At 64.2% G+C, this 15,050-nt stretch carries 14 protein-coding genes; 9 read left to right on the top strand and 5 right to left on the bottom strand.

The genetic code is table 11. From position 1 onward, the window contains the following. Positions 1–104 precede the first annotated feature (104 nt). The 7 genes from LU688_RS19215 (at position 105) to LU688_RS19185 (ending at position 5,859) form a co-directional block, all read left to right on the top strand. Positions 105–1,100: an alpha/beta fold hydrolase gene (locus LU688_RS19215; RefSeq protein WP_023630329.1), complete on the top strand. Its 996-nt coding sequence runs from the start codon at positions 105–107 to the stop codon at positions 1,098–1,100. A gap of 156 nt (positions 1,101–1,256) precedes the next feature. Beyond that, entirely contained in the window at positions 1,257–1,748 is a 492-nt protein-coding gene (gene rraA / locus LU688_RS19210; protein ID WP_023630330.1) for a ribonuclease E activity regulator RraA, read from the top strand. 25 nt (positions 1,749–1,773) lie between these two features. Then, positions 1,774–2,769 carry a zinc transporter ZntB gene (locus LU688_RS19205; RefSeq protein WP_094012042.1) on the top strand — a complete coding sequence of 332 codons (996 nt, stop codon included), beginning with the start codon at positions 1,774–1,776 and terminating at the stop codon, positions 2,767–2,769. A gap of 168 nt (positions 2,770–2,937) precedes the next feature. Continuing rightward, complete coding sequence (locus LU688_RS19200; RefSeq protein WP_038706516.1) at positions 2,938–3,201, top strand: hypothetical protein; 264 nt, start codon at positions 2,938–2,940, stop codon at positions 3,199–3,201. Positions 3,202–3,203: 2 nt separating this feature from the next. Then, positions 3,204–4,028 carry a mechanosensitive ion channel family protein gene (locus tag LU688_RS19195; protein ID WP_023632140.1) on the top strand — a complete coding sequence of 275 codons (825 nt, stop codon included), beginning with the start codon at positions 3,204–3,206 and terminating at the stop codon, positions 4,026–4,028. Between the two features lie 113 nt (positions 4,029–4,141). Then, positions 4,142–4,708 (top strand): RNA polymerase sigma factor SigX, encoded by a 567-nt coding sequence (sigX, locus tag LU688_RS19190; protein ID WP_046854750.1) that lies wholly within the window; start codon positions 4,142–4,144, stop codon positions 4,706–4,708. A 110-nt stretch (positions 4,709–4,818) separates the two neighbouring features. Continuing rightward, complete coding sequence (locus LU688_RS19185) at positions 4,819–5,859, top strand: OmpA family protein (protein ID WP_023632142.1); 1,041 nt, start codon at positions 4,819–4,821, stop codon at positions 5,857–5,859. Between the two features lie 70 nt (positions 5,860–5,929). Here the strand turns inward: LU688_RS19185 and LU688_RS19180 are convergent, their stop codons facing one another. From LU688_RS19180 to LU688_RS19165, 4 genes are all read right to left on the bottom strand, one after another. Then, complete coding sequence (locus tag LU688_RS19180; RefSeq protein ID WP_038706514.1) at positions 5,930–7,597, bottom strand: bifunctional protein-serine/threonine kinase/phosphatase; 1,668 nt, start codon at positions 7,595–7,597, stop codon at positions 5,930–5,932. A 9-nt stretch (positions 7,598–7,606) separates the two neighbouring features. Then, complete coding sequence (locus LU688_RS19175; protein WP_038706513.1) at positions 7,607–8,818, bottom strand: nitrate/nitrite transporter; 1,212 nt, start codon at positions 8,816–8,818, stop codon at positions 7,607–7,609. A gap of 161 nt (positions 8,819–8,979) precedes the next feature. After that, positions 8,980–9,555 carry an ANTAR domain-containing response regulator gene (locus tag LU688_RS19170; RefSeq protein ID WP_023631803.1) on the bottom strand — a complete coding sequence of 192 codons (576 nt, stop codon included), beginning with the start codon at positions 9,553–9,555 and terminating at the stop codon, positions 8,980–8,982. An 11-nt stretch (positions 9,556–9,566) separates the two neighbouring features. Then, the gene (locus LU688_RS19165; RefSeq protein ID WP_038706512.1) at positions 9,567–10,781 is read right to left on the bottom strand and encodes a CmpA/NrtA family ABC transporter substrate-binding protein; all 1,215 of its coding nucleotides are present in this window, start codon (positions 10,779–10,781) and stop codon (positions 9,567–9,569) included. A 126-nt stretch (positions 10,782–10,907) separates the two neighbouring features. Between LU688_RS19165 and LU688_RS19160 the strand changes: the two genes are divergently transcribed. Continuing rightward, on the top strand, positions 10,908–11,933 hold the full coding sequence (locus LU688_RS19160) for a quinone-dependent dihydroorotate dehydrogenase (protein WP_038706511.1): 1,026 nt from the start codon (positions 10,908–10,910) through the stop codon (positions 11,931–11,933). 139 nt (positions 11,934–12,072) lie between these two features. On the opposite strand, the gene rmf is transcribed toward LU688_RS19160, so the two are convergent. After that, entirely contained in the window at positions 12,073–12,288 is a 216-nt protein-coding gene (gene rmf / locus LU688_RS19155; RefSeq protein ID WP_003248687.1) for a ribosome modulation factor, read from the bottom strand. Positions 12,289–12,838: 550 nt separating this feature from the next. Here rmf and rlmKL point away from each other — a divergent pair. After that, on the top strand, positions 12,839–15,037 hold the full coding sequence (gene rlmKL, locus LU688_RS19150; protein WP_094012044.1) for a bifunctional 23S rRNA (guanine(2069)-N(7))-methyltransferase RlmK/23S rRNA (guanine(2445)-N(2))-methyltransferase RlmL: 2,199 nt from the start codon (positions 12,839–12,841) through the stop codon (positions 15,035–15,037). The last annotated feature ends 13 nt before the right edge of the window (positions 15,038–15,050 follow it).

The raw sequence follows: 15,050 nt of genomic DNA, 5'->3' as shown, positions 1-15,050 counted from the left end.
CTTGTCCCGCGATAGCGTCAGCGAAGACACATCTGTAGTCTGCTCTGACGCTCTCGCGGGGCAAGCCCGCTCCCACGTTTCATGTCCACTGAATCTGTGAACCCATGCAAAGCAGCTCCACCCAATTTCCCGTCGCGTTGCTCAGTGCCGAGCGCCGCGGCGACCTTAGTGAAGACGTCTACCGGATCAAGGCTGGCAACAGTCCCGACCATAGCGTCGAGCTGGCCGTCACCCGTCTGGGCCTGGCTGATCAGCACGGTGTCCAAGGTGTGCCGGTCATTCTCCTGCACGGCAGCTTCTCCAACCGGCGTTTCTGGTATTCGCCCAAGGGCATAGGCCTGGGCGCTTATCTGGCGCGTGCTGGCTTCGATGTGTGGATCCCGGAGATGCGCGGCCACGGCTTGTCGCCGCGCAACCGCGATTGGCGGCAGAATCGGGTGGCCGATTATGCGCGCTACGACCTTCCGGTGATCGGCGCCTTCGTTCATGAAAAGGCTGGGCAGGCCCCACGCTGGATTGGCCACTCGTTGGGTGGTACGACGTTGGCGGCGGCGCTGGGCAGCGGTTATCTGGCCCCGGGCCTTGTCGCCAGCGTGGCGTTGTTCGGGACCCAGGTCAGCCGGGTTTACTGGCCACTGAAAGTGCCACCCGTCGAGTGGGGCGCGCGGATGCTGCTCAAGCGGTTCGCGCAGATTTCCGGTTCGCGCCTCAAGCGTGGCCCGGAAGACGAACCCATAGGCCTGGCTTTGGAGAGCCTGCGCTGGAATGGTCTGTTCGGGCGCTTTGGCGACAAGGACCGCGACTGGTGGGCGGGCCTGGCCGAGGTCGAGGTGCCACTGCTGGCGGTGGCCGGTGCAGGGGATTTCCAGGATCCGGTCTGGGCTTGCCGCAAGCTTTTCGGCCAGTGGGGTGGTGACAGCAAGCAGTTCCTGCGCCTGGGGCGTGAGGAGGGCTTCGAGGCCTTCGGGCATGTCGACATGCTGGTCAGCAAGCCGGCGCAGGCGCAGGTATGGCCGTTGGTGGAGAGCTGGTTGCGCGATCCCCTGGTGCCGGTGCACGCCTCGACGGTGGTGATGGAGGAGGCTGTGGCTGCCAGTTGAAACGTAGTTGCTGCATCTTGCTCCATCGCCGGCTTGCCGGCGATGAAGCCGGTGCGGTGGACGTTCAACTGACTGCTCGGTCCCGGATGACTGCCAGCCCTCCTAAGGTGTAGCCTTGCTCGACATCCGCTTCGTTGTGACTGACAGGAGTTTCCCATGCAGCATTACGTAACGCCCGACCTGTGCGACGCCTACCCGGACCTGGTCCAGGTGCTCGAGCCCATGTTCAGCAACTTTGGCGGCCACGACTCGTTCGGCGGCCAGATCGTCACCATCAAGTGCTTCGAAGACAACTCCCTGGTCAAGGAGCAGGTCGAGCTTGATGGCAAGGGCAAGGTGCTTGTGGTTGATGGCGGCGGCTCGCTGCGCCGGGCGCTGCTGGGCGACATGCTTGCCGAGAAGGCCGCGAAGAATGGCTGGGAAGGCCTGCTTATCTATGGCTGCGTACGTGACGTGGACGTGCTGGCGCAGACCGATGTCGGTATCCAGGCCCTGGCCAGCCACCCGATGAAAACCGACAAACGCGGCATTGGTGACCTCAACGTCGCGGTGACCTTTGCCGGCGTGACCTTCCGCCCGGGCGAATACGTGTACGCCGACAACAACGGCGTGCTGGTCTCGCCAAGCCCGCTGAAGATGCCCGAGTGATCCGCCGCACACCCATGGAGCTTTGATGTTCGAGGAAGACAACGCGCAATGGGGCCTGGTGCATGCCCTGGTGCTCGATGGCAAGGGTGGCGCGCGTTCGATCGCCCGCACCGAGCTGGACGACCTGCAGTTGCAGCCGCAGGAGAGCCTGTGGCTGCATTGGGATCGCAGCCATCCGCAGACCCGCACCTGGCTGCTGCACGACAGCGGTCTGAGCGAGTTCGCCTGCGACCTGCTGCTTGAAGAAAATACCCGTCCGCGCTTGTTGCAGATGGCCGGCGAGCAGATGCTGCTGTTCTTGCGCGGTGTCAACCTCAACCCGGGTGCCGAACCCGAGGACATGGTGTCGGTGCGTATCTTCGCCGAAGCGCGGCGGGTCATCTCGCTGCGTTTGCGACCGCTGCGCGCCAGCGACGAGGTGCTTCAGCAACTGGACGAGGGCAGGGGGCCGAAAACGGCCTCCGAACTGTTGTTGCTGATGGGCGAACTGCTGACCGAAAAGGTCCAGGCACTGGTCAGCGACCTGTCCGAAGCGGTCGATCTGGAAGAGGAAAAGGCAGAATCCGACGAACGGTATTCCCCGGCCCAAGGCAGCCTGCAGCAGATCCGCCGTCGTGCTGCCGGCCTGCGCCGTTTCCTCGCTCCCCAGCGCGATATCTATGCCCAGCTTTCGCGCAATAAATGCAGTTGGTTCGCCGATGCCGACGGGGACTACTGGAACGAGCTGAACAACAGCCTGATCCGCTACCTCGAAGAGCTGGAGCTGGCCCGCGAGCGAGCCGCCCTGGTGCTGGAAAGCGAGGATCGGCGCCGCAGCGAACGGATGAACCGGACTATGTACCGGTTTGGCATCATCACCTGCATCTTCCTGCCCATGAGCTTTATCACCGGATTGCTCGGGATCAATGTTGGCGGAATTCCGGGCTCCGACAGCCCCTATGGATTCCTGTTCGCCAGCTTGATCGTGCTGGGGCTGGCGGCAGGGCAATGGCTGCTGTTCCGGCGTTTGCGGTGGGTGTGATGTGTCCTGTCGCGGGGCAAGCCCGTTCCCACGGTCTCAGCTTGGTTTCCTGGGAGCGGGCTTGCCCCGCGATGGGCTCGGGCACTCATTTTGAAACATTCGTGCCACATCGCTGTGTGACCCATCGCCCGGCACCCACGTCTTTGACTGACATTGCGCGAGGTGCCCATGCACGATCCGTTTGAAGAATCCCTGCGCGACCTGCTCAAGGCGTCGCCGTCCGGCCAGGACCGTGACGACGCCGCGTGCCTGGGGCGCGTGCTAAAGACCGCCAACCGCCAGGTTGGCGCGGGCGATCTGTTCAGCCTGCTTGGCCGCTGGAGCCAGGCGCTGCTGATCGCCGTGAACAATGGCTCGGCGCATGTCGCGCCGGTGCGCCGCAACTCTACCCGCAACCCTGCCGCAGGCAGCCCTGCAGATAAGGCCGATTGAATATGGAACTCGATCTCTGGACCCAGAGCCTGGTCACCGCCATGACTGCCCTTTGGACCAAGGTGGCGAACTTCATCCCCAACCTGTTCGGCGCGCTGGTCGTGGTGCTGCTTGGTTTCGTCGTGGCCAAGCTGCTCGACACCTTGCTGTCGAAGGTGCTGGCCAAGTTCGGCCTGGACCGCCTGATGAGCGGTACCGGCCTGACCAAGATGCTCGCCCGGATTGGTATCCAGGTACCGATTTCGACGCTGATCGGCAAGATCGTCTATTGGTTCGTGCTGCTGATATTCCTGGTTTCGGCGGCTGAATCGCTGGGCCTGGAGCGGGTCTCTGCGACCCTGGACATGCTGGCGCTGTACCTGCCCAAGGTATTCGGCGCGGCGCTGGTGATGCTGGCCGGCGTGCTGTTGGCGCAACTGGCCAACGGCCTTGTGCGCGGCGCCGCCGAGGGCATCGGCCTGGAATACGCCGCTGGCGTCGGGCGTATCGTCCAGGGCCTGGTGATCATCATCAGTATTTCGGTGGCCATCAGCCAGCTGGAGGTCAAGACCGACCTGCTCAACCACGTGATCGTCATCGGGCTGATTACCGTTGGTCTGGCAATTGCCCTGGCGATGGGCCTGGGCAGCCGTGAAATTGCCGGGCAGATCCTGGCCGGCATCTATGTGCGTGAGCTCTATCAGGTCGGCCAGCACGTGCGCATTGGCGAGGTCGAAGGGCACATCGAGGAGATCGGCACGGTCAAGACGACCCTGCTGACCGATGATGGCGAACTGGTGTCGTTGTCTAATCGCGAGCTGCTCGAGCAGCGCGTGAATAGCCGCTAACCGAACAAAAGCTGTTAATGTATGCCGCCGCAAAAATCGGCCCACGGGGCCGAGCGGCGACATTGACCTGACTGTCGGCCAGATCCGTTTTGAATAAAGTTCATTCGCCGCCCATGCGCTATGACCCCCGCGAGCTCACCGACGAGGAGTTGGTGGCGCGTTCGCATGAGGAGCTGTTTCACGTCACCCGCGCCTATGAGGAGCTCATGCGGCGCTACCAGCGCACGCTGTTCAACGTCTGTGCGCGTTACCTGGGGAACGATCGGGATGCCGACGATGTCTGTCAGGAGGTGATGCTCAAGGTGCTGTACGGGTTGAAGAATTTCGAGGGCAAGTCCAAGTTCAAGACCTGGCTGTACAGCATCACGTACAACGAATGTATCACCCAGTACCGCAAGGAGCGTCGCAAGCGTCGGCTGATGGATGCGTTGAGCCTGGACCCTGTGGAAGAGGCGTCCGAGGACAAGGCACCAAAGCCGGAAGAAAAAGGCGGGCTGGATAAATGGCTGGTGCATGTGAACCCGATCGATCGGGAAATCCTGGTGCTGCGTTTTGTCGCGGAACTGGAGTTCCAGGAGATCGCTGACATCATGCACATGGGCCTGAGCGCCACGAAAATGCGCTACAAGCGTGCGCTCGACAAGCTTAGAGAGAAATTTGCAGGCGTGGCTGAAACTTAGTGGTCTGCAAATACCTCTAACCAACCGGCAAGTTCTGCTAGACTTGCCGTCGAGTTGTCCCCCGGATGTTGGTGGGACTGCTTAACTATCACCAGATGGGGATTTAACGGATGAAATTGAAAAACACCTTGGGCTTGGCCATTGGCTCTCTCGTAGCCGTGACTTCGCTCGGCGCTCTGGCTCAAGGCCAAGGCGCGGTCGAAATCGAAGGTAACGTTACCAAGCAGTTCTACGACAGCGAGCGTAACTTCAAGAACGACGGCACCAACCCTGGCGTTCGTCTCGGCTACTTCCTGACCGACGACGTCTCCCTGGACCTGGGCTACAACGAGACTCACAACGCTCGTGGTGAAGTCTTCAACAAAGACATCAAAGGCTCCAAGACCAAGCTCGACGCTACCTACCACTTCGGTACCGTAGGCGACGCGCTGCGTCCGTACGTTTCCGCCGGTTTCGCTCACGAGAGCCTGGGCCAGGCTACCCGTAGCGGCCGTGACCACTCCACCTTCGCCAACGTTGGCGCTGGCGCCAAGTGGTACATCACCGACATGTTCTTCGCCCGTGCCGGCGTCGAAGCCATGTACAACATCGATAACGGCAACACCGAGTGGGGTCCGACCGTTGGTCTGGGTCTGAACTTCGGTGGCAGCGGTGGCCAGAAAGCCGCTCCTGCGCCGGCTCCAGTTGCCGAAGTCTGCTCCGACAGCGACAACGACGGCGTCTGCGACAACGTCGACAAGTGCCCTGACACCCCAGCCAACGTTACCGTTGACGCTGATGGCTGCCCGGCTGTTGCCGAAGTCGTTCGCGTTGAGCTGGACGTCAAGTTCGACTTCGACAAGTCGGTCGTCAAGCCAAACAGCTACGGCGACATCAAGAACCTGGCTGACTTCATGAAGCAGTACCCACAGACCACCACCACCGTGGAAGGTCACACTGACTCCGTCGGCCCAGACGCTTACAACCAGAAGCTGTCCGAGCGTCGTGCCAATGCTGTCAAGCAGGTCCTGACCCAGCAGTACGGTGTTGAATCGAGCCGTGTTGATTCGGTTGGCTACGGTGAGACCCGTCCGGTCGCCGACAACGCCACCGAAGCTGGCCGCGCCGTGAACCGTCGCGTAGAAGCTCAGGTAGAAGCCCAGGCCAAGTAATTGGTTTGATGCTGCACGGAAAACCCGGCCTTGGCCGGGTTTTTCTTTGTCCGCGATTTCTAGGTCGTGTTCAGCGTTTGAGCAGCACCAGCAGTAACAGCATGTTCAGCAACATCGACAGCAGCCCTAGCGCTCGCCATACCTTCAACGGCTCACGCTCCAGCAGCGGCCGTGGCCGCTCGTCCAGCTCCTGACGATCTCCTCGCTCCAGCAGCAGCAACCATTGTTCAGCGGTCTCGAACCGCTGCGCCGGGTCTGCCGCCACCGCCTGCAACAGGTTGCGCTGCAACCATTCCGGTATATCTGGGCGGTAGCGCGCGGGGTTCACGGGTGCCCCGAAGCGTGGCCGTTGGAACGCCTCGACCTCGCCGTAGGGGTAGTGGCCGGTAAGCAGGTGGTAAAGTGTCACGCCCACCGCATAGAGGTCCTGGCGCGGCCGGGGGGGCAGGCCGTCGAAGGCTTCCGGGGCAAGGAACGTGGGGGTGCCCGGCAAGGTATGGGGCGGGTCCTCGGAAAGCCCTGGGCAGTACGCCAGCCCGAAGTCCAGCAGGCGCAGTTGGCCATCGCTGCCGTAATGCAGGTTTTCCGGTTTGATGTCGCGGTGCAGCAGGTTACGTCGATGCAGCGCGCCGACGGCCTGCAGCAATTGGCGGGCTATCTCCAGCCATTGCGCCAGCGGTAGGGGACCGCCCGCCTTGAACAGGTCGGCAAGGGTCGTGCCTGGGTATTCGCGCATCAGGTAATACAGGTGCTGTCGATGGCGGGCCGGGTGTACTTCGGGGAAGTGCCGGCCGGCGACCCGGCGCAGGAACCACTCTTCCAATAGCAGGGCTTGGGCCGCCCCTGGGTCCTGACGGGTCTGCGGCAAGGTCTTGAGCAACCAAGCCTGACCTTGTGGATCACAAACGCGATAGAGCAGCGACTGCCGGCTCTGGGCGAGCAAACTGTCGACTTGCCAACCGTCGATCAATTGGTCGTCACGCAGCGCGCCGGGCAGGGGCCACTGCTGGAGCTGCGCCAGGGTGTCGCCGAGGTTGGTCGCGCCCAGCCGGTCGACCCGCACCAGCAGGGCACTGGCGTTGTCCTGGCTGCCACGATGATGCGCGCTGGCCACGAGGGTGTCGGCGGCTTGCTGCAGGTCAGGTTGTTCGCGCAGGATCGACTGGATGTGCGCGTCGCCCAGGCAGGCCCACACGCCATCGCTGAGTAGCACGAAGCACTCGCCTTCACGAAGGTCGCCTTCCAGGTAATCCACCAGCAACTGCTGGTCCAGGCCCAGGGCCCGCTTGAGCACATGTTGCATGCCGGGCTGTTCCCACACATGGTCTTCGCTCATGCATTGCAATTGCCCGTTTTGCCAGCGATATACCCGGCAGTCACCGATATGCGCGAGGGTGAAGCGTCGCCCACGCAGTACCAGGGCGCTGAGGGTGGTGAGCAGCGGCTGGCCATTGCCCTGGGCGCGCAACCAGCGGTTTTGCGCCACCAGCAGGCGGTCGATGGCCTGCGCCACGCTCCAGGTGGCGGGCGTGGCGTAGTAGTCCAGGGCCAGGGCCTGCAGGCTGGCGCGCGCTGCCAGGCCGCCGTCGGCGCACTGGCTGACGCCATCGGCCAGCGCGCACAGGTAGCCTTTGCTGGCCGCGAGTTCCGGCACCGGGGTGACCAGGCGCAGGGCGTCCTGGTTATCCGGGCGTGGCCCGGTGGCACTGGCATGAGCGAAGCTCAATTGCAGGCTCATCGCGTGCCCTCAGACTCGGGCCGCGGTGACTGCGGCCGATCCCCAGGTTGTGCGCCAGCGCTGCTTGACGCCATGCAGGCCGAACCAGGCCAGCAGGCCGAGGCTGGCGAACAGCCACAGTCCCAGTTGATAGTCGCCGGTATGTTGCTTGATGCTGCCCAGGCCTGCGGCGAGCAGGAAGCCACCGATACCGCCGGCCATGCCGATCAGCCCGGTCATCACGCCGATTTCCTGGCGGAAGCGCTGTGGCACCAACTGGAATACCGCGCCATTGCCAGCGCCCAAGCCGAGCATCGCGCTGACGAACAGCGCCAGGGCCGCCGTCGCGCTGGGCAGGTTGAAGCCCACCGCCGCGATGCATACGGCGGCCACGCTGTACATTGCCAGCAAGGTGCGGATGCCACCGAAGCGGTCGGCCAGGGCGCCGCCGAGCGGGCGCATGAGGCTGCCGGCGAACACGCAGGCGGCGGTGTAGTAGCCGGCAGTCACCGGGCTCAGGCCATACTGGTCGCTGAAATAGCCAGGCAGGGCGCTGGCCAGGCCGATGAAGCCGCCGAAGGTGACGCTGTAGAAGAACATGAACCACCAGCTGTCGCGGTCGCCGAGGGCCTTGAGGTAGTCGGCGGTGGCCTTGGGCTTGGGCCGTTGCGGGGCATTGCGGGCCAGCCAGGCGAACAGCACCAGGGTCAGCAGCAGCGGCAGCAGGGCAAAGCCGAACACATTGTTCCAGCCGAAGGCGGCCGCCAGCGCCGGCGCCAGCAACGCGGCGAACACCGTGCCGGAGTTGCCGGCACCGGCGATGCCCATGGCCTTGCCCTGGTGTTGCGGCGGGTACCACTGCGAGGCCAGCGGCAGGGATACGGCGAACGAGGCGCCGGCAAAGCCAAGGAACACACCCAGCAGCAAGGCTTGTTCGTAGCTGTGCACGCCCAGCTGCCAGGCACAGGCCAGGGCGACGATCACCGTCACCTGGCCGATCAGCCCGGCGGTCTTGGGCGACAGGCGATCGACCAGTACGCCCATGGCAAAGCGCAGCAGCGCACCGGCCAGGATCGGCGTGGCCACCATCAGGCCGCGTTGCTGTGCGGTCAGTTGCAGGTCGGCGGCAATCTGCACCGCCATCGGCCCGAGCAGGTACCAGACCATGAAGCTCAGGTCGAAATACAGGAAGGCGGCGAACAGGGTGGGCACATGCCCGGATTTCCAGAAGCTCGTATTCATCGGACACCTCGTGGGGCGCACAACACAGGGTGGAAACGAAAAGACGCCGCTGCCCGGTCCACGGATGAGTGGCGGGGAAGCGACGTCTTTGTCGGGGTCTGGGGGGCAACCGCCGTTGGCTACCCGGGGTTGCATGAGCAAGAGGCGGGCCAAGGTCTTGCCTACCCCAGCAGCTCCGACATGGCGATGATCTGTTCCGCTACCTGGATCAGCTTCTGCTGGCGGCTCATGGCCTGGCGGCGCATCAGGGTGTAGGCCGCTTCCTCGTTGCAGTCCTTCATTTTCATCAGCAGGCCCTTGGCTTGTTCGATGCGCTTGCGCTCGGCCAGTTGCTGGTCGCGGGCCAGCAATTGCGCCTTCAGCGCCTGGTCGCTTTCGAAGCGGGCCATGGCCACGTCGAGGATCGGCTGCAGGCGCGTGGCCTGGATCCCCTCGACAATGTAGGCGCTGACTCCAGCCTGGATCGCCTGGCGCATCACGTCGGGGTCGTGCTCGTCGGTGAACAGCACGATCGGGCGGGGGCGATCGCGGCTGACCAGCACTACCTGTTCCATCACATCGCGGCCAGGTGACTCGGTATCGATCAGCACCACGTCCGGGTGCACCGTTTCGACACAGGCGGGCAGGTCGATGCTCAGGTTGCCGGCCTCGATCACTTCGAAGCCGGCCTCGATCAGGGCCGCCTTGAGACGACCGACTTTCTTTTCGGTGTCGTCGATCAGCAGAATACGCAGCATGTTCGCCCCCCTCAGTGACTGGCGCGGACATCAGGCGCCGCGTCCAGGGCGTGCAGGGGGAAGCTGCGCGCATAGCCATGGGGGTCGCTGCCGTCCCAGCGGCGGCCGTCGAGCAGCAGGCTGCTGCGCATGGGCAGGTCGGCGCAGGGCACGCCCAGTGCCGAGGCGGCCTCGCGGTAGAGGGCCAGCTGTTGCACCTGGCGGGCGACCCCGAGGTAGTCCGGGTCGTCACGCAGCAGGCCCCAGCGGCGGAACTGGGTCATGAACCACATGCCGTCGGACAGGTAGGGCAGGTTGGCCCGGCCCTGGTCGAACAGGCGCAGGCCATGGGGGTCGTGCCAGCGATGGCCGAGGCCATCCTGGTAGTCGCCGAGCAGGCGCGGCTCGATGCTGTCGACGGGGGTGTCAAGGTAGGCGCTGCCGCTGAGCAGTTGCGCGGTACTGCGGCGGTTTTCCTGGCTCTGCTCGATGAAACGCGCGGCGGCGAGTACCGACTGGATAAGCGCGCGGGCGCTGTTGGGGTACTGCTCGACGAAACCGCGCGCGCAGGCCAGGACCTTTTCGGGGTGATCGGGCCAGATCGACTGGCTGGTGGCCAGGGTGAAGCCCTGGCCCTTGGCGAGCGCTTCCGCCGACCAGGGTTCGCCGACGCAGAAGCCGTCGATACGCCCGGCCTGCAGGTGGGCGGCCATCTGTGCCGGGGGCACCACGACGCTGCTGACGTCACGCAATGGGTGGATACCCTGGCTGGCCAGCCAGTAGTACAGCCACAGGGCATGGGTGCCGGTGGGAAAGGTCTGGGCGAAGGTCAGCCGTGCGCCTTGCTGGTGCACCAGCCGCGCCAGTGCCTCGGGGTTGGTCACGCCCTTGCGCTGCAGTGCGGGAGAGAGGTTGATGGCCTGGGCGTTCTGGTTCAGGCCCATAAGCACGGCCAGGGGGCTGGCGGGCACGCCGCCGATACCGAGGTGCACCGCGTACACCAGGCCATAGAGGCAGTGGGCGGCGTCGAGCTCGCCGCTGACCAGCTTGTCGCGCAGTCCGGCCCAGGAGGCCTGGCGGCGCAGGTTGAGAGTCAGGCCAAATGGCTGGGCGAAACCCTGGGTGGCGGCGACCACTACCGAGGCGGAGTCGGTGAGGGCCATGAAACCGATGTCCAGGCTGGGTTTTTCCGGCGCGTCGCTGCCGTTGACCCAGGCCAGGGGCGTTGTCGGGAGGGCTGTGTTCACGGAGTTCCTCGAGCGTTCGCAATGGGCTGCCTGCAACTGACATAGCAACCCATGTGCCATGGGCCTGTCGCCCTGGCGGCGCGCTGGCTATAATCGCCCCCTCACACACCGCGAGTCCGCCCGCCCATGTATACCCTGGCCCGCCAGCTGCTGTTCAAGCTCTCCCCGGAAACCTCCCACGACCTCTCGCTGGACCTGATCGGCGCCGGTGGCCGCCTCGGGCTCAACGGTCTGCTGTGCAAGCAGCCGGCGGCGTTGCCGGTGACGGTGATGGGCTTGAACTTCGCCAACCCGGTCGGCCTGGCCGCAGGCCTGGACAAGAACGGCGCAGCCATCGACGGTTTCGCCCAGCTGGGTTTCGGTTTCGTCGAGATCGGCACCGTGACGCCGCGCCCGCAGCCGGGCAACCCCAAGCCACGGCTGTTCCGCCTGCCTGAAGCCACGGCCATCATCAACCGCATGGGCTTCAACAACCTGGGTGTTGACCACTTGCTGGCACGTGTGCGCGCCTCGAAATACACCGGGGTACTGGGCATCAACATCGGCAAGAACTTCGACACTCCGGTCGAGCGGGCCCAGGACGACTACCTGATCTGCCTGGAAAAGGTCTACAACGACGCCAGCTACATCACCGTCAACGTCAGCTCGCCGAATACCCCGGGCCTGCGTTCGCTGCAGTTCGGCGACTCGCTCAAGCAACTGCTCGATGCCCTGGCCGAACGACGTGAACAGCTGGCCACGGCCAACGGCAAGCGCGTGCCGGTGGCGATCAAGATCGCACCGGACATGAGCGACGAAGAGACCGCGCTGGTTGCCGCGGCGCTGCGCGAGTCGGGCATGGATGCGGTGATCGCCACCAACACCACCCTGGGCCGCGAAGGTGTCGAAGGGCTGCCGTTCGGTGGCGAGGCGGGCGGCCTGTCGGGCGCCCCGGTACTGCAAAAGAGCACGCACACGGTGAAGGTGCTGGCGGGCGAACTGGGCGGCAAGCTGCCGATCATCGCCGCTGGCGGTATTACCGAGGGGCGCCACGCGGCTGAGAAGATCGCCGCTGGGGCTAGCCTGGTGCAGATCTATTCGGGCTTCATCTACAAAGGCCCGGCGTTGATTCGTGAAGCGGTGGATGCGATTGCGGCGATGCCGAAACCATGAAATGAGCCGCTCCCACGCTGTATAGAAGATTTGGCGGGAAAATACGGTGCATAAAAAAGGGCCCCTTCAAAGGGGCCCCTGGGCCGTAGCCCGCCGCCCGGATAGGGCGCGCATGGTGACTCGAATTCAGTGTCCTCGTTCAGCCAACGGCGTGATTTTCGTTGAGTCTATGAATGCCAGCGGTGCCGGTCATGCCATCCCAGTTATCGCCGCGACCTTCGCGCCAGCCGTTGATCCAGGCTTGGCGTACAGAGGGTAGATTGAAGGGGCAAAGTTCGCGGGATTTGCCGGTGACTCCATACTGGTAGCCACGTGAATATGCTCTTTCCAACGGATCACGCTTAAGTCTTCTCATAGGGTGTTGCCCTCACTTGTTGACTGTAATGTCCCGTCGGCCTCTCCGAGGCCGGGCAGAATCGTTCTGCCGGTTTGCGCCCGCTGCCGGCGTCGCGGGCTGAAAGTGCCGCCCCGTTGCGGTGCGGCCTGAGATCAGTTCTAACGAATGCGAGTCACAGTGTGAATGATCGATTTGTCATAAGGACGTAACCTTTCCGAGGGTGAGGGGATAAGTAAATAAATGCGACTCAACCTTGTTTGCCGTTGAGCCCGCTATGATCAGGGTTTAGTCAGCGTTGACGTCAAATGGCCAGCGTTGCTCGCTGATGACAGTAATAATTGGTAATGCGACGAAGGGTCACATCTGAATCCTGGGTCCACGAAATTTTCACACTGCCCGACGATCAAAGCCTCTTTCGCTTCTGCGCGAGGCGTTGGTCTGCCGGGCGGCCAGGTCTTGCGAGCGCTTCGCAAGGCCACCCGGGCGCCTGCTGGAAAGGTGCCCGGGCAAACAGCGGCAGCCGATGCGTCGGTTTGCCATCTACCTAGCCAAAGGCTCTGGATTGCACATGTCGGACCGTTTCGAACTTTATCTCACCTGCCCCAAGGGTCTTGAAGGCCTGCTCGCCGAGGAGGCCCGCCAATTGGGCCTGAGCGAGGTGCGTGAACACACCTCGGCCATTCGCGGCGACGCCGATATGGAAACCGCCTATCGCCTGTGCCTGTGGTCGCGCCTGGCCAACCGGGTGCTGCTGGTGCTCAAGCGTTTTTCCATGAAGAACGCCGATGACCTCTATGACGGTGTGCATGCCCTCGATTGGGCTGATCACCTGGCGGCCGACGGTACGCTGGCGGTGGAGTTCAGCGGCCATGGTTCGGGTATCGACAACACCCACTTCGGCGCCCTGAAAGTGAAGGACGCCATCGTCGACAAGCTGCGCAACCGCGAAGGCCTGCGCCCGTCGGTGGAGAAGGTCGACCCGGATGTGCGCGTACACCTGCGCCTGGATCGTGGCGAGGCCATCCTGTCCCTCGACCTGTCCGGCCACAGCCTGCACCAGCGCGGTTATCGCCTGCAGCAGGGCGCGGCGCCATTGAAGGAAAACCTGGCAGCGGCGGTGCTGATCCGTTCGGGCTGGCCACGTATTGCAGCCGAGGGCGGCGCCCTGGCTGACCCGATGTGCGGTGTGGGCACCTTCCTGGTCGAGGCGGCGATGATCGCCGCCGACATCGCCCCCAACCTCAAGCGCGAGCGCTGGGGCTTCACGGCCTGGCTCGGGCATGTGCCGGCGCTGTGGCGCAAGCTGCACGACGAGGCCCAGGCCCGTGCCCAGGTGGGCCTGGCCAAGCCACCGCTGTGGATTCGTGGCTACGAGGCCGACCCGCGGCTGATCCAGCCGGGGCGCAACAACGTCGAGCGCGCAGGCCTGGGCGACTGGGTGAAGATCTACCAGGGCGAGGTAGCGAGCTTCGAACCGCGCCCGGACCAGAACCAGAAGGGCTTGGTGATCAGCAACCCGCCCTATGGCGAGCGCCTGGGTGATGAAGCCAGCCTGCTGTACCTCTACCAGAACCTCGGCGAGCGCCTGCGCCAGGCGTGTATGGGCTGGGACGCGGCGGTGTTCACCGGTGCGCCGGAGCTGGGCAAGCGCATGGGCATCCGCAGCCACAAGCAATACGCTTTCTGGAACGGCGCATTGCCGTGCAAGTTGCTGCTGTTCAAGGTCCAGCCGGACCAGTTCGTCACCGGCGATCGTCGCCAGGCCCAGCCCGAGGCGGGCGAGGACGAGCCGCGCCGCCAGGCAGCGGTGGCCAGCGAGCCGGCGCGCCTGTCGGAAGGCGCGCAGATGTTCGCCAATCGCCTGCAGAAGAACTTCAAGCAGCTGGGCAAGTGGGCCCGTCGCGAGAAAGTCGATTGCTACCGCGTGTACGATGCCGACATGCCCGAGTACGCGCTGGCAGTCGACCTGTATCACGACTGGGTACACGTGCAGGAATACGCCGCGCCCCGCTCGATCGATCCGGACAAGGCCCAGGCGCGCCTGCTCGACGCGCTCAGCGCGATTCCCCAAGCCCTGGGCGTCGATCCGCAGCGCGTGGTGCTCAAGCGCCGGGAACGCCAGACCGGCACTCGCCAGTACGAACGCCAGGCCACCGAAGGACGCTTCCAGGAAGTCAGCGAAGGCGGCGTCAAGCTGCTGGTCAACCTCACCGACTACCTGGACACCGGCCTGTTCCTCGACCATCGCCCGATGCGCCTGCGTATCCAGCGCGAGGCGGCGGGCAAGCGCTTCCTCAACCTGTTCTGCTACACCGCCACGGCCAGCGTGCACGCAGCCAAGGGTGGCGCGCGCAGCACCACCAGCGTCGACCTGTCGAAGACTTACCTGGACTGGGCACGGCGCAACCTGTCGCTCAACGGTTTCTCCGAGCGCAACCGCCTGGAGCAGGGCGACGTCATGGCCTGGTTGGAGAACGCCCAGGACAGCTACGACCTGATCTTCATCGACCCGCCGACCTTCTCCAACTCCAAGCGCATGGAAGGGGTGTTCGACGTGCAGCGCGACCATGTGCAGCTGCTCGACCTGGCCATGGCGCGCCTGGCGCCGGGTGGTGTGCTGTACTTCTCCAACAACTTCCGCAAGTTCCAGCTCGACGAGCACCTGGCGACGCGGTATGCGGTGGAGGAAATCAGCGCCCAGACCCTGGATCCTGACTTCGCTCGCAACAACCGCATCCATCGCGCCTGGCAGCTGCGTTTGCGCTGAGCCGACGAGGTAC

Source organism: Pseudomonas soli (assembly GCF_021283165.2).
Taxonomy (GTDB): domain Bacteria; phylum Pseudomonadota; class Gammaproteobacteria; order Pseudomonadales; family Pseudomonadaceae; genus Aquipseudomonas; species Aquipseudomonas soli.
This window is presented reverse-complemented; position numbering and strand designations above follow the sequence as displayed.

Coding starts and splice junctions, on each gene's coding strand:
- LU688_RS19180 (WP_038706514.1), bottom strand. CDS start 7,597: ATGAGCCTGCAATTGAGCTTCGCTCATGCCAGTGCCACCGGGCCACGC.
- LU688_RS19185 (WP_023632142.1), top strand. CDS start 4,819: ATGAAATTGAAAAACACCTTGGGCTTGGCCATTGGCTCTCTCGTAGCC.
- LU688_RS19205 (WP_094012042.1), top strand. CDS start 1,774: ATGTTCGAGGAAGACAACGCGCAATGGGGCCTGGTGCATGCCCTGGTG.
- rmf (WP_003248687.1), bottom strand. CDS start 12,288: ATGAGAAGACTTAAGCGTGATCCGTTGGAAAGAGCATATTCACGTGGC.
- sigX (WP_046854750.1), top strand. CDS start 4,142: ATGCGCTATGACCCCCGCGAGCTCACCGACGAGGAGTTGGTGGCGCGT.
- LU688_RS19170 (WP_023631803.1), bottom strand. CDS start 9,555: ATGCTGCGTATTCTGCTGATCGACGACACCGAAAAGAAAGTCGGTCGT.
- LU688_RS19215 (WP_023630329.1), top strand. CDS start 105: ATGCAAAGCAGCTCCACCCAATTTCCCGTCGCGTTGCTCAGTGCCGAG.
- LU688_RS19175 (WP_038706513.1), bottom strand. CDS start 8,818: ATGAATACGAGCTTCTGGAAATCCGGGCATGTGCCCACCCTGTTCGCC.
- LU688_RS19200 (WP_038706516.1), top strand. CDS start 2,938: ATGCACGATCCGTTTGAAGAATCCCTGCGCGACCTGCTCAAGGCGTCG.
- rlmKL (WP_094012044.1), top strand. CDS start 12,839: ATGTCGGACCGTTTCGAACTTTATCTCACCTGCCCCAAGGGTCTTGAA.
- LU688_RS19195 (WP_023632140.1), top strand. CDS start 3,204: ATGGAACTCGATCTCTGGACCCAGAGCCTGGTCACCGCCATGACTGCC.
- rraA (WP_023630330.1), top strand. CDS start 1,257: ATGCAGCATTACGTAACGCCCGACCTGTGCGACGCCTACCCGGACCTG.
- LU688_RS19160 (WP_038706511.1), top strand. CDS start 10,908: ATGTATACCCTGGCCCGCCAGCTGCTGTTCAAGCTCTCCCCGGAAACC.